This is a genomic window from Enterobacter vonholyi, assembly GCF_040834095.1.
Classification (GTDB): Bacteria; Pseudomonadota; Gammaproteobacteria; order Enterobacterales; family Enterobacteriaceae; genus Enterobacter; species Enterobacter vonholyi.
The window spans coordinates 2337932-2352564 of sequence record NZ_CP162152.1 but is presented as its reverse complement, the minus strand read 5'-3'; the positions used below and the strand labels follow the sequence as shown (position 1 = coordinate 2352564).

The 14633-nt window shown below is 57.1% G+C and carries 10 protein-coding genes and 1 pseudogene; 8 read left to right on the top strand and 3 right to left on the bottom strand.

Going from position 1 to position 14633, the window contains the following annotated elements:
• Nucleotides 1-81 precede the first annotated feature (81 nt).
• Complete coding sequence (gene pqqU, locus AB3N39_RS11110) at nucleotides 82-2196, bottom strand: TonB-dependent receptor PqqU (RefSeq protein WP_367896722.1); 2115 nt, start codon at nucleotides 2194-2196, stop codon at nucleotides 82-84.
• Nucleotides 2197-2438: 242 nt separating this feature from the next.
• Here pqqU and AB3N39_RS11105 point away from each other — a divergent pair, with 242 nt between their 5' ends.
• Entirely contained in the window at nucleotides 2439-3500 is a 1062-nt protein-coding gene (locus tag AB3N39_RS11105) for a YncE family protein (RefSeq protein ID WP_367896721.1), read from the top strand.
• 51 nt (nucleotides 3501-3551) lie between these two features.
• Here the strand turns inward: AB3N39_RS11105 and ansP are convergent, their stop codons facing one another.
• On the bottom strand, nucleotides 3552-5048 hold the full coding sequence (ansP, locus tag AB3N39_RS11100; protein WP_111963662.1) for an L-asparagine permease: 1497 nt from the start codon (nucleotides 5046-5048) through the stop codon (nucleotides 3552-3554).
• A 435-nt stretch (nucleotides 5049-5483) separates the two neighbouring features.
• Nucleotides 5484-7019: a methyl-accepting chemotaxis protein gene (locus tag AB3N39_RS11095; protein ID WP_143345178.1), complete on the bottom strand. Its 1536-nt coding sequence runs from the start codon at nucleotides 7017-7019 to the stop codon at nucleotides 5484-5486.
• Nucleotides 7020-7364: 345 nt separating this feature from the next.
• On the opposite strand from AB3N39_RS11095, the gene AB3N39_RS11090 reads away from it, so the two are divergent.
• From AB3N39_RS11090 to AB3N39_RS11060, 7 genes and pseudogenes are all read left to right on the top strand, one after another.
• Entirely contained in the window at nucleotides 7365-7904 is a 540-nt protein-coding gene (locus AB3N39_RS11090; RefSeq protein WP_367896720.1) for an AAA family ATPase, read from the top strand.
• A 110-nt stretch (nucleotides 7905-8014) separates the two neighbouring features.
• Entirely contained in the window at nucleotides 8015-9016 is a 1002-nt protein-coding gene (locus tag AB3N39_RS11085) for an LLM class flavin-dependent oxidoreductase (protein ID WP_248174319.1), read from the top strand.
• Nucleotides 9013-10134 (top strand): amidohydrolase, encoded by a 1122-nt coding sequence (locus AB3N39_RS11080; RefSeq protein WP_136194937.1) that lies wholly within the window; start codon nucleotides 9013-9015, stop codon nucleotides 10132-10134. Before AB3N39_RS11085 ends, AB3N39_RS11080 begins: the two co-directional genes overlap by 4 nt.
• A gap of 16 nt (nucleotides 10135-10150) precedes the next feature.
• Nucleotides 10151-12414, top strand: a pseudogene (locus AB3N39_RS11075) (NtaA/DmoA family FMN-dependent monooxygenase).
• 9 nt (nucleotides 12415-12423) lie between these two features.
• Nucleotides 12424-12933: a GNAT family N-acetyltransferase gene (locus tag AB3N39_RS11070; protein WP_111963655.1), complete on the top strand. Its 510-nt coding sequence runs from the start codon at nucleotides 12424-12426 to the stop codon at nucleotides 12931-12933.
• A gap of 9 nt (nucleotides 12934-12942) precedes the next feature.
• Nucleotides 12943-13869: an amino acid ABC transporter permease gene (locus AB3N39_RS11065; protein WP_136194935.1), complete on the top strand. Its 927-nt coding sequence runs from the start codon at nucleotides 12943-12945 to the stop codon at nucleotides 13867-13869.
• Entirely contained in the window at nucleotides 13853-14626 is a 774-nt protein-coding gene (locus AB3N39_RS11060) for an amino acid ABC transporter ATP-binding protein (RefSeq protein ID WP_023311967.1), read from the top strand. Before AB3N39_RS11065 ends, AB3N39_RS11060 begins: the two co-directional genes overlap by 17 nt.
• The last annotated feature ends 7 nt before the right edge of the window (nucleotides 14627-14633 follow it).

Here is a 14633-nt window from a genome sequence, read left to right as displayed (position 1 = left end):
TATTTATCCGGTGAATAACTCCTGATGGTTTATTGCCATCAGGAGCGTTATTTCATTAATCAAATAAACTTTTCTTTTAGCTTACTCGAAGCGATAAGAGACCGACAGCCCGACCCCGTAGTTACGGCCAGGTGCAGGCTCGTAATAACGACCGTTAGACTCGTTGACAATAACCGAGCCCGCGTACTCTTTATCGAACAGGTTATCGACGCGGCCAAAGACGTCCATGCCCCAGCTGCCGTAGTTGAATTTGTACCCTGTGTTCAGCCCGACCACCGTATACGACGGCGCTTTCGCCGTATTCTCGTCGTCGGCCATGATATCGCTCATGTAACGCACGTCCGTGCCCGCGTACCAGCCTTCCTCCGGCTGCCAGCCAAACGAAGCGAAACCCATATTGCGGGCAATACCCGGCATCCGGTTACCGTTACAGTCTGCGTCGCTGCAGACGTTAGTCCGGTAGGTGGCATCCAGATACGTCCACGCCATCTTCAGCTTCCAGTTCTCAGCAAACTGCTGATCGAGGGAAACTTCCACACCCTGACGACGGGTTTTCCCGGCATTTTTATAGGTTGTGCGGCCGCCTGAACTGGAGTCCACCACGATCTCGTCATCCGTATCGGTGCGGAACAGCGCCGCCGTCAGCAGGCCGTTGCCGATTCGGGTTTTGCTGCCCACTTCATACGTATTGTTGGTGGACGGCTGCAGCCCAATGTTGAGGCCTCCCTGGTTATCGGCGCGATAGGAGAGTTCGTTGATAGTTGGCGTTTCGAATCCACGCCCTGCGGCAGCGTAGAGGTTCCATGCGTCCGTCACCGCATACTTCACGGAACCGGCCGGAAGCCATTTGTGATAGCTCGCGTCACCGCTGTCATCACCGTTGCCCGGCGTAACGTAATGATCGTTGGAATCAAACCAGACCGAGCTGTAGCGCACCCCGGCATCCACTGACAGCTTCTGCGTCAGCTGCCAGCTCGTTTGCAGATAAGGATCGACGTTCCACATCAGGTTACGTTCGTTACGACGCTTGTCACCCTTCAAGCCGTAGTCCGGCGCGCCGTTGTTCATCACGAAGTTCTCGTACCCGCGACGATCTTCGCTCAGGTTTTCGTAGTTCAGGCCGGTGGTAAAGGTGACCGGCACCAGCAGCTCGCCACGGTGCGTCCAGCGGGTATCGATGCCCTGATAGTGGCGCTGCATATCAATCACCCCGCCGGAGTGGGAAGGTTTGAGCTGCGGCTGATAGGGAATCGACTGATACTGCGTCATTTCACGCTCGCCGGCGTACATCATCACGCTGAGGTCGTCCTGCGCGCTGAGCTGGCGGTCGTAGCGCAGGCCGGCCTGCGTCTGCTTAATGGTCTTACGCGTGTTGTACTGATCGCCGCGGGGGGACTGGCGCGGATTGTCCCGCCACTCCTGGTAGTTCAGCCCGCCCGGATCGTTGGCCTTCATGTCCACGCTGTTGAAGATAAGCGTCAGCTTGCTGACGTCATCAATCCGCACGCCCAGCTTAGCGTTGGCAAGGTTCTTCCGCGCGCCGCTGTGGTCGCGAAACCCTTTGGTGGTGAAGCGGGTGGTGGAAACGGTGTAATCCACATCGCCCGCGTGGGTGCCATCACCCATCGCGCCGGTGGCTTTCATGCCGTAGCGCCAGGTCCCGTAGCTGCCGTAATAGCTGCTGGCTTCAATGGTCGGCGGCTGCTGCCCGGTCTGGGTATTGATGTTAATCACGCCGCCAGAGGCGTTGCCGTACAGGGCAGAGAAGGGGCCGCGCAGCACTTCAACGCTCTCCACGCTGGAGAGATCGATGTTGGAGGTCTGGCCCTGTCCGTCCGGCATGGTGGCAGGAATACCGTCGACGTACATACGGATACCGCGCACGCCGAAGGTTGAGCGGGCGCCAAACCCGCGCATCGAAAGCTGGAGATCCTGGGCATAGTTCTGGCGGTTCTGAATTTGCAGCCCCGGGACGCTGCCGAGGGACTCAGACAGGTTGATACGAGGCGTGGCCTGGCGCATATCGTCGCCATTAACGACGCTGACCGCCGCCGGGGTATCGAGTTCCGATACGGTTTGCGGCGTGGCGCTGACGATCATGATTTGTTCTTCCGCGCTCATTGCGCTAAGCGGCGCCAAAATAACGGGAACCAGCAGCAGCGGGAGAGAAGCCTTACGGGCAGAAATGATTTTCATGAATAAAACCGGTTGTGGTATGTAAACGAACCAAATGGAACATGTCCATATATGTTAAAGGTTTTGTAAAAGTTTTGAAAACTATAACCGCACATTGCGTTAATGGAAGGCGAAGCGGGAAAGAAAAACTCCACATTCGTTTGATTAATGATTACTATTCTCATTATCAAAAGGCAATGCCACGACGTTGCCTGCCGGAAGTGATGTCAGCAGAAAACCCTCTTTTCAGAAAAGGAATTGTTATGTCTTTACGTCAACTGTGCTCGCCGCGTCTGAGCGTGTCGCTGCTGTCTGCCGCTTTACTGTTTGCCGGAACGTTCCAGGCGCATGCCGCCGAAGAGGTGCTGCGCAAAGCGGTGGGCAAAGGGGCGTATGAAATGGCGGTGAGCCAGCAGGAGAACGCGCTGTGGGTGGCAACGGCGCAAAGCCGTAAAACCGACAAGGGCGGCGTTGTCTATCGTCTCGATCCGGTCACGCTGGACGTCACGCAGGCCATTCATAGCGATCTCAAGCCCTTTGGCGCCACCCTTGACGGCGCGAGCCAGACGCTGTGGTTCGGCAACACCCTCAACGGCGCGGTAACGGCCATTGACGCCAAAACGGGCGACGTAAAAGGGCGTGTGGTTCTGGACGGACGTCAGCGTAGTGACACCGTTAAACCGCTGCAGCCGCGCCAGCTGGTGGCAGACGACCGCACCCACACCGTTTACATCACGGGCGTGGGGAAAGAGAGTGTGGTTTGGGTCGTGGATGGCGCAACGCTGAAGCTTAAAGAGACCATTGCCAACACCGGTACGTACGGCACTGGCCTGGCGCTGGACGTGCAGGCGAAACGTCTCTATACCACGAATGCGGACGGCGAGCTGGTGACGATTGATACGGCCAGCAACAAAATTATCAGCCGTAAAAAGGTGCAGGATGACGGGAAAGAGCACTTCTACCTGAATCTGAGCCTCGATGCCGCCGGTCAGCGCGCGTTCCTGACCGATTCAAAACAGCCGGAAGTGCTGGTGGTGAGCCTGAAAGACGGCAGCGTGATCGCGAAAATCGCCGCGCCGGAATCCCTGGCGGTCCTGTTTAACCCGGCCCGCAATGAAGCCTATGTGACGCACCGTGAAGCCGGCAAGGTGAGCGTGATAGATGCGAAAACGTATAAGGTGACTAAAACGTTCGACACGCCGGTCTACCCGAACAGCCTGGCGCTCTCTGCGGATGGCAAAACCCTGTACGTGACGGTGAAGCAAAAATCCACCCGCCAGCAGGAAGCCACCCAGCCTGACGATGTCATTCGTATCGCGCTGTAAGATAAAAAAAGGGAAGGCATTTGCCTTCCCTTTTTAATGCTTACCGGATGCTTAACGGGAGGTTTCTTCCACCAGCGGCGCGTCGTGTTTTTCATCATCAGGATGAACCGGCGCGGTGCTGTGAATTTCATGAACGCGTTTACGCACGCCGAACCAGCCCGCAATAAGCAGCACGGCCAGCAGCGGAATGGTCGCGATGGTGTAGGTGCCGTTCGGGTAGTCGAACGCCATCAGCACCAGCACGCTGAACAGGAAGAGCAGGGTGAGCCAGGAGGTCACCGGCGCGCCAGGCAGCTTAAAGCTGACGTCAGCGGCTTTGCCTTCTTTAATCGCTTTACGCAGACGCATCTGGCAGACCACGATAAAGCCCCAGGACGCGATAATCCCGAGTGCCGCCACGTTCAGAACGATTTCGAATACCTGAGACGGTACCAGATAGTTCAGGAATACGCCGAATACGTACACTACCAGCGTCGCCAGAATACCGGCGTACGGCACGTGCTGCTTGCTCATCTTCGACATGAATTTCGGCGCAGAACCGCCCATGGACATGGAGCGCAGGATACGGCCGGTAGAGTAAAGACCGGAGTTCAGGCTGGAGAGCGCTGCGGTCAGGACCACGATGTTCATGATGCTGCCAACGTAAGGCACGCCCAGCTTAGAGAAGAAGGTCACGAACGGACTCTGACCCGCCTGATAGGCAGTCCACGGGAGCAGCAGAACCAGCAGCACCACGGAGCCGACGTAGAACAGACCGATACGCCAGATCACGCTATTAATGGCTTTTGGCACCATGGTCTGCGGGTCTTTACATTCCCCTGCTGCGGTGCCCACCAGCTCGATGGAGGCGAAGGCGAACACGACGCCCTGAACCAGCACCAGCGCAGGCAGCAGACCGTGCGGGAAGAATCCACCGTTATCGGTTATCAGGTGGAAGCCGGTGGCATTGCCGTCCAGCGGCTTGCCGCTGCCGAGGAAGACGGTACCCACGACCAGGAACACCACGATGGCCAGTACTTTTACCAGCGCAAACCAGAACTCCATCTCCGCGAACCACTTCACGCCGATCATGTTCATGGTGCCGACAATCGCCAGCGCGCCAAGCGCAAAGACCCACTGCGGCACATCGCCAAACGCGCCCCAGTAGTGCATATACAGCGCTACGGCGGTGATATCGACGATACCGGTCATTGCCCAGTTGACGAAGTACATCCAGCCCGCAACGTAAGCGGCTTTTTCACCGAGGAATTCACGGGCATAAGAGACGAAGCTGCCGCTGGAAGGGCGATGCAGTACCAGTTCGCCCAGCGCGCGTAGAATGAAGAAAGAGAAGATCCCGCACACCAGATAGACCAGGGCGAGAGCCGGGCCAGCCATCTGCAGGCGTGCACCAGCACCTAAAAACAGACCCGTTCCGATAGCGCCGCCGATGGCGATCATTTGAACCTGACGGTTGCCCATCGCTTTGTGGTAGCCCTCTTCGTGGGAGTTCAACCAGCGACGTTTAGCAGCGTGATGATCGGCTGCGCTTTTATTGCTTGTTTTCATTGAGTTACCTGTTTGCCTGTCTGAACCATTATCGTGATAGTCCTGCCTGGCAGAGAGCAATACAAACGATTGCTTCTGCGCAAACACATGTCGCCTTCCCAGTCATTCTGCGTATGGATAAGGCGAAACATGGCGAGGCATCCTACCTGCAATTCATAAGCGACGCAAAATATAACCGTGCCGAAAGTGATGCACGTCGAAGGAAATCGTGTGGTCAGAGCAGACGGGGATCACAACACGCTGAATCGTGATGAGTTTTTAGTCAAAACAATCGCGAGGTTGATTATTTAATCATCAGAATATCTTAATTATTACCAGATGGTATAAATTGGGGTTACCTCAGAGCACCCGCCGTTAACATGAAACGGTAACAGGCGGGTGACGGATCTGCGATAACGCACAAAAATAATCTCAGGCTTCACAGACCCCGAACGGCTAACCGCCAAAAACGGCAATCGCCTGCTTAAGGCGCGTCGTGCGCTCCGTCAGGTGATTCGCGGCGTGAGTGACGTTATCCACCATCCCCGTATTGTTGTGGGTCATTGCGCCGATACGGGAGATGGATGCGTTGATGAGCGTCAGCGCCTGGGTTTGCTCCTGCGTGGCGTGGCCGATCTCCTTAATCAGGGAGGAGACCCGCAGCACGTTGTCGATCATAACCGTCAGCTGCGTTTCGGTCTGTTCCACTTTCTCCACGCCAGCGTTGACGCTGGCGACGTTTTTCTCGATCAGCGCTTTGATCTCTTTCGCCGCCGTCGCGGAGTGCTGCGCAAGATTACGCACCTCAGCCGCCACCACGGCAAAACCGCGCCCGGCTTCACCCGCACGCGCCGCTTCAACGGCAGCGTTCAGCGCAAGAATGTTGGTCTGGAAGGCAATGCGATCGATAACGCTGATAATATCAACGATCTGGCTGTTATCCTGCGACACGGACTGCATCATACCGATGGTCTCTTTCATCATCGCTTCACCGCGGTGTGCGCTGTCGCTGGTGCGATCGGCCATCTGGATCGCCTCGTTCGCGGTTTCAGCCGTCTGCTTCACCGCGCTGGCAATCTCTTCTACTGCCGACGCGGTTTGCTGCAGAAAGTCTGCTGTTTCTTCAGAGCGCGTCTGTAGCGCCGCACCTTCTTTGGCAACCTGCTGGCTGATGGTGCTAATTCCGCTGATTTGCGCCCCGACATCGTCAACCAGCGAATTCAGGTTCAAACCTGATTGATTCACCAGGCGCATCATCAGCCCGATGTCATCGATCCTGTCAAAATGGTAATAGTCCGTTTTACGTCCTGAAACTACGCGCTGCATCTGTTGCACAATGGATTTTAACGGACTGGCGATCTGCGCATGAAGATAATAACCCAGGGAAGTAAACAGCAGCACCAGACTTGCCGATTGCACAAATTTATCAGGAAATAAATACACGGCCAGACAGGAGAGTAACGCCGTCGTCGCAATACCAAGATGGATTCGTTTACGGGTACTGAGACATTTAAAGAGCGAGATAAATGAAAATAAACCGCGTCGAACCAGCAATCCTTTATAAAAACGGTAATGTTTTAATTCGTTATTACGCACTTTTGTATAGAGTTTTTCACTGGCCGCAATCTCCTCGCGTGTGGGTTTATTTCGCACGGAAATATAGCCCGTCAGGGAGCCGCCCTGCCAGACCGGCGTCACGTTTGCTCGCACCCAGTAGTGATCGCCATTATGACGACGATTCTTCACCAGCCCGGTCCAGGTCTCACCTTGCTGCAGGGTAAACCACATGTCGCCAAACGCTTCGGCAGGCATGTCGGGATGGCGGATGAGGTTATGCGGCTCGCCCAAAAGATGCTCTTCTTTATATCCGCTGGCTTCAATAAAAGCGGAATTAGCGTAGGTAATATGACTTTTTGTATCGGTGGTCGACATTAACGTCGAACCATCGTTAAGTAAATACTCGTTTTGTGTAACGGGAGTGTTACGCCTCATGAGTAACTCCATGGTGATGTGCAAGAATAAAAAACATCCGGAAAATGCTCCGGCAAGATGAGGGTGATTATTTTTTATAACTGTCTTGTTCTTATTCTCTCTGAAATTCTGACAGCCTGAAATACCCACCGTTCATTATTTTTAATCTGTTAATTTTGTCGGATGTAATAAAATTGAAAATATTTTAGTGAGTGTTATTTTGAATCGGCTTAAATAAATGACATAAGCCAAACTGCAAGAGGGAGATCGTCTCTCTGGAAAAATTGTCATGCTGAAATAGCGTTTCGTTAACAGGATGAAAACGCTATCATTTGGTCACATTTTCGTAAATACAGGGAGGCTGAGGTGAAAATTAACGTCATCGGTACCAGCGGGAGCGGAAAAAGCACGCTGGCGAAGCAGATTGCGACCGCGCTGTCTATTCCCTGTATCGAGATGGACAGACTCTACTGGCGCTCTGACTGGCAGGGCACGCCGGACGACGAGTTTCAGGCAAAGCTGGCGCAGGCGCTACAGGCTTCGCCTGACTGGGTACTGGACGGTAACTACAACCGCACGCGGCCTGTGAAATGGCGCGATGTCGATGTGGTGGTGTGGGTGGATTACGGGTTTACCCGCACCCTCTGGCAGGCCGTCACCCGAGCAATAAAGCGGGCCTGGCGTAAACACGAGCTTTGGCCGGGAACGGGAAACAAAGAGAGTTTCCGGCGCGCGTTCTTCAGCAGAGAATCCATTATCATCTGGACGATCAAAACCTGGCGTAATAACCGCACGCGCTATGAAGCCGATCTGCAAAACCCGCAGTACAGCCATATTCGCTTCGTCCGCATTACCCGTCGTGAGCAGGTGGAAACGCTGATCGCCTCCTTAAAGTCTTATTCTTAGCATGGTTTTATATATCTGATTTCCGGCAAACTAAATGTAAATTAATTGTTTCTCAGTGGTGAAATGCGCCTTTAATAATGTCGGCATGTTAAGTCAAACGAGAACGCAACATGTCATGGCGAATCAGCATTCTGGATAAAAGCCCCATCGCTGAAAACGAAACGGCTGCCGATGCGCTGGCGCGTACCCTGGCGCTGGCGCAGCAGGCAGAAAATCTGGGCTATCACCGCTTCTGGATTGCCGAACACCACAACACCCCACAGCTTGCCAGCCCTTCGCCGGAGCTGCTGATTGCCTGGATCCTCGGGCAAACCACGCGCATTCGCGTTGGCTCTGGCGGCGTGATGCTCCAGCACTACAGCCCTTATAAAGTCGCTGAGAATTTCAACGTGCTGGCCGCGCTGGCGCCTGGCCGCGTCGATCTCGGCGTCGGGAAAGCCCCCGGCGGATTACCGCTCTCAACCCGCGCGCTGCAGCAGGGCCTGAATCAACAGGAAAAGGGCAGCTTTGCAGAACAGCTGGCTCAGCTCGATCGCTGGATCCGTCCTGAGCATCAGTCAAATGAAGAGGCCGTCCGCGCCACGCCGCTGCCGCCGTTGCCTGCTGAGGGTTTCCTGCTGGGCGCGAGTATCGATAGCGCGCTGCTGGCCGCCGGGCTCGACTGGAACTTTGTGTTTGCCGCGCACCTGAACGGCGATCCGGATCTGCTGCGCGAGGTGGTATCGACCTGGCGTAAGAACAGCGCGCGGGACGTGATAGTGGCGGTACAGGCGATCGTCGCGCCGACGCAGGCCGAAGCAGACGCGCTGGCGCAGAAGGTCGAAGTGTGGGGCGTTGAGCTGGCAAACGGACAGCGTGTCACCGTGGCCAGCGAAGAGCAGGCCTACGCGTTTGCGCGCCAGGCGGGCAGCGAGCCGGTGCGCATTGCACGGCGCGCGCAGTCGCTGCTGGCGGGCACCGCTGATTCGGTTCTGGAACAGCTCAACGCGCTGCATCAGCAGTGGGGCATTGACGAATTTATCATCGACACGCCGGTAGCGGAGGGAGCAACGCGCGTCGCGTCGCTGCGCCTGCTTGCCGAGGCGCATCTTAACAAGGAGGTCACCGTATGAGCTTTGGCGAACAGCTGATTGCCTGGCGTCGCGAACTGCACCAGAACCCGGAGCTGTCCGGCCAGGAAGTGGAGACCACAACGCGCCTGCGCCAGTGGCTGACGAATGCCGGGATTACCCTGCAGCCTTACGACCTGTCGACCGGGCTGGTGGCGGAAATCGGCTCGGGCAGCAAACTGATTGCGCTACGGGCGGATATTGATGCCCTGCCGATTGAAGAGCGCAGCGGCGTGCCGTTCAGCTCGCAGCGTGCAGGCGTAATGCACGCCTGCGGACACGATATCCACACCAGCGTGATCCTCGGCGCCGCGTTAAAGCTGAAAGAGCGAGAAGCCTCGCTAAACGGCCGGGTGCGGATCCTGTTTCAGCCTGCCGAAGAGAATTTTGGCGGTGCGAAGAGCATGGTGCGCGCCGGTGCCCTGCGCGATGTCAGCGCAATCTTCGGCATGCACAACGAGCCCGGCCTGCCGGTCGGTGAGTTCGCCACGCGCGGCGGGCCGTTCTATGCCAACGTCGACCGCTTTGTGATCCGCATTACCGGTAAAGGCGCGCACGCCGCGCGTCCTCACGAAGGCAACGACGCCATTGTGCTGGCAAGCCAGCTGGTGACGGCGCTGCAAAGCGTCGCCAGCCGCAACGTCAACACGCTGGATTCGGTGGTGCTGAGCGTGACCCGCATCGCGGGCGGCAACACCTGGAACGTGCTGCCGGAAAGCGTCGAGCTGGAAGGCACGCTGCGCACCCATCGCACGGAAGTGCAGCAGAATGTGAAAGCCCGCGTGGGTGAAATCGCCGCCGGGTTTGCCAGCGCCTTCAGCGCGCAGATTGATATCACCTGGTATGCCGGGCCTACCGCACTGGTGAACGATGAGCGCTGGGCTGATTTTGCCACCTCGGTCGCGCGTGACGCCGGATATGAAACCCGGCACGCGGAACTGCATATGGGCGGGGAAGATTTTGCGGTCTATTTGCAGTCAGTTCCCGGCGCGTTTGTCAGCATTGGCAGCAACAGCCCGTTTGGTTTACATCACCCGGCCTTCAACCCTGATGAAGCACTGATTGAGCCCGCTGCCCGCTATTTTGCACAGCTTGCGGAAAAAGCCCTGCAACACGTTTAATTCAGGAGAGGTAAATATGTCTGCAACCCGACAACTGCGGCTGGGCACCATTCTGCATGGTGCATCCGGAAATATGTCCGCGTGGCGCCATCCTGCGGCGATCGCCGACGCCAGTATTAATTTCGACTTCGTGAAAGCGACGGCGTTAAAGGCCGAGGAAGGGAAGCTCGATTTTCTCTTTGTGGCCGATGGTCTCTATATTAACGAGAAATCGATCCCTCATTTTCTGAATCGTTTTGAACCGTTAACCGTGCTTTCCGCACTGGCCAGCATCACCTCGCGCCTGGGACTGGTGGGAACCTTATCCACCTCCTACAGCGAGCCCTTCACCACGGCGCGCCAGTTTGCCAGCCTCGATCACCTCAGTAACGGCCGCGCGGGCTGGAACGTGGTGACCTCGCCGCTGGAAGGGTCGGCGAAGAACTTTTCCCGCGAAAAACACCCCGAACACGCGCTGCGCTATCGCATTGCCGATGAGTATCTCGACGTGGTGAAAGGGCTGTGGGATTCCTGGGAAGGCGACGCGTTTATCCGCAACAAAGAGAGCGGTCAATTTTTTGACCCGGCCAAACTGCATACGCTCGATCACCACGGTGACTTCTTCCAGGTCGCCGGTCCGCTGAATATTGGCCGCACGCCGCAGGGTCGCCCGATTGTATTTCAGGCCGGGGCGTCGGACGACGGGAAAAAACTGGCGGCGAAACATGCCGACGCCATTTTCACCCACCACGAGACCTTCGACGAGGCAAAAGCCTTTTATCAGGACGTAAAACAGCAGCTGGAAACAAACGGCCGCCGCGCCTCGGATCTCCATATTTTCCAGGGCGTCAGCGTGATTGTGGGTAAAGACGCCGATGACGTGGAAAATCAGTACCAGACCACGGCGGCGCTGGTGTCGATTAACGACGCCCTCAATTACCTCGGACGCTATTTTGAACATCACGATTTCAGCCAGTATCCGCTCGACGAGCCGTTCCCGGATATCGGCGACTTAGGCAAAAACAGCTTCCGCAGCACCACCGATGAAATTAAGCGTAATGCCCGAGAGCGCAACTTAACCCTGCGTCAGGTGGCCCTTGAAGCCGCTTCGCCGCGTCCGCGTTTTTCCGGTACGCCGGAAGAGGTAGCCGATGGTCTGCAGGCCTGGTTCGAAGGCTATGCCGCAGACGGCTTCATCATTCAGGGCGGCACGCCGGACACCTTCCCGCGCTTTGTTGACCAGGTGGTACCTGTTCTGCAGGCCCGCGGCCTGTTCCGTTCCGACTACCCGGGCACCACGCTGCGCGAAAGCCTTGGCTTAGACCAACCGAAAAACCAGTACACACAACAATAAAAGAGAACCCCGCTATGCAGAAATCATCGCTTATTCTGGCGCTCGCGCTGGCCTTTACCCCTGCCGTCTGGGCAGAGAACGTCAATATTAACGGCACCGGCGTGAGCATTGAGGCCAATAAAACGCCGATTAATACCGCCAAAAACAATGATGCGGTGGCACAGCTGCCGAAAGACTATCGCTTTGCCGTGCCGGGGAAATTTACCGTGGCGGTGGCGGGCCTCAATCAACCGCCGCTGACGGTTTTCTCCGACGACAACAAAACGCTGCTGGGAAGCGAGGTTGACGTCGCCCGTCTGGTCGCCGACAGCCTCGGGCTGGAGCTGAACGTAGTGCCAACCTCCTGGGAAGACTGGCCCCTGGGCGTGGCGTCCGGGAAATACGATGCGGCCATCAGCAACATCACCGTTACCAAAGAGCGTAAAGAGAAGTTTGATTTCGCCACCTACCGGAAGGACTCCCTCGGCTTTTATGTGAAATCCACCAGCCCGATTACGTCGCTGCAGAAGGCGGAAGACATAGCCGGGCTGCGGATTATCGTCGGCTCCGGCACCAATCAGGAGGCCATCCTGCTGGCATGGAATGCTGAAAATCTGAAGAAAGGATTGAAGCCCTTTACCCCGATCTACACCAAAGACGATGCGGCCCAAACCCTGGCGCTGCAGTCCGGGCGCGCGGATGCCTACTTTGGTCCGAACGTGATTGGCGCATGGAAAGCGGCGCTGAACGGGAAAACCAAACTGGTGGGCAGCGTCGACGGCGGCTGGCCGAAGGCTGCGCACATCGCGGTCACGCTGAAGAAAGGCAGCGGGCTGGTTGAGCCGGTGCAAACCGCGCTGAACGGCGTCATCAAAAACGGCGATTACGACAAAGTGCTGAACCGCTGGGGTGAAGGGGTTGAGCGCATTCCTCAGTCAGAAGTGAACCCGGCGGGCCTGGGTGATTAAGGAGGCGTGATGAGCGAACGATTTCGTGATGTTTCACCGGAAGATGCCGAGCTTCAGCCCATTATCGAGGGGCTGTTCGGGGAATATGCGGCCCGCTACGGGGACTACTTCTCCAAAGATGCGGAAATTGAGCTCACCGAGTGGTATTTAGCGCCGCAGGGGCTGTTTATCGTGCTGGAGCGCGACGGGAAGATTATTGCCACCGGCGCGTACAAACCGTTCGACGAACGCACCGCAGAAATCAAACGCATCTGGACGGACAAAACCCTGCGTCAGCAGGGGCTTGCCGGGCGCGTGGTGCAGGAGCTTGAGCGCAGGGCGGTGCTGGCAGGGTACAGTCAGATCTACCTGACAACCGGCTTTCGCCAGCCGGAAGCGGTCAGGCTCTATCTCAGCCAGGGCTATCAGGCGCAGTTCGATCTAAACCGCGATCCGGAAGAGTACAGCCAGCCGCCGTTTGACGGTCGGCTGCGATTCACTAAAACGCTGGTACGCGAAGCGTTCAGTAAAACCGCATGAGGAACGACGATGAGCAACGTTGAAACCATTAAGGTGGTCCCGGCGCGTTATCCGCTGCGGGCCGTCGGCGCCGCGGTGGCGCTGTTTGTCCTGGCGGTCGTGATTCAGTCAGTCGCCTTTAACCCGCGCTGGGCGTGGGCGGTGTTCGCCCGCTGGTTCTTCGACCCGGTGATCCTCGAAGGCGTCGGGCAGACCCTGTTGCTGACGCTGATCGGTACCGCGCTGAGCGTGGTGTTTGGCGGCATGCTGGCCCTGGCGAGACTCTCTTCTTCCTGGCTGCTGAGCAGCCTGGCGTGGGCCTACATCTGGCTGTTTCGCTCGCTGCCGCTGATCGTCGTGCTGATCATCCTGTACAACTTTTCCTATCTCTACGACACGCTCTCGCTCGGCGTGCCGTTCACCGGCATCACCTGGGGCAGTTTTGAAACCATCAACGTGCTGGGGCAGTTCTCTACCGCCGTGGTGGGGCTCACCCTGGTGCAGAGCGCCTATACCGCCGAGATCGTTCGCGGCGGATTCCTCGGGGTCGATCACGGACAGTATGAGGCCGCCGCCGCGCTCGGCCTGCCGGCCTGGCGACGCACGGTGCGCATCATTTTGCCTCAGGCGCTGCGCACCATCCTGCCGTCGGGGTTCAATGAAATCATCAGCCTCGCCAAGGGCACGGCGATGGTGTACGTCCTGGCGATGCCGGAACTGTTCTATACCATTCAGATGATCTACAACCGCACGCAGGAGGTGATCCCGCTGCTGATGGTCGGTGCCGCGTGGTATCTGGCGATCACCACCGTCCTGTCCGCTATCCAGTACGGTGTTGAACGTGCGCTTGCCCGCAGCGAACGCCGCTCTGCCGTTAACCAGAACCGTACCGTCCGTCGCACTCGTTCTGTCACCACTACCCCAGCACAGGAGCCCGTCCATGCAAGCCTCTCCTGAAGGACATATTTCGATTACCGGCGTCAGCAAGTATTTCGGTCGCCATAAGGCGCTCGACAACGTTTCGCTTGAGATCCCGCCCGGTTCCGTGACGGTCATTCTCGGGCCGTCCGGGTCGGGCAAATCGACGCTGCTGCGCACCATTAACCACCTGGAGCGCGTCGACGAAGGCTTTATTCAGATTGACGGGGACTACATTGGCTACCGTCGTCAGGGCGACAAGCTCTACGAGCTGAAGGAGAAAGAGATCCTCAAACAGCGCGTCAACGTGGGCTACGTTTTTCAGAACTTCAACCTCTTTCCGCACCTCACGGTGTTGGAAAACCTGATTGAGGCGCCCATCGCGCATAAAAAGCTCAGCAAAAAAGAGGCGGTGGAAAGAGCGTACAGCCTGCTGGACGTGGTCGGGCTGCGGGATAAAGCCGATGCCTGGTCCCGGCATCTTTCCGGCGGGCAACAGCAGCGTATTGCCATTGCCCGCGCGCTGGCGTTACGTCCACGCGTGATGCTGTTTGATGAACCCACCTCGGCGCTGGATCCGGAGCTGGTGGGGGAAGTGCTGGACGTGATCAAAAAACTGGCGCGCTCCGGCACTACGCTGGTGGTAGTCACTCACGAGATCGGCTTTGCCCGGGAAGTGGCGGATCAGGTGGTGTTTATGGTCGACGGAAAAATTGTCGAGCAGGGCAGCAGTGACGAGGTGTTAAACCGTCCGTCACACGCGCGAACGCGCCAGTTCCTGTCAAAAGTGCTGTAAGGAGCGC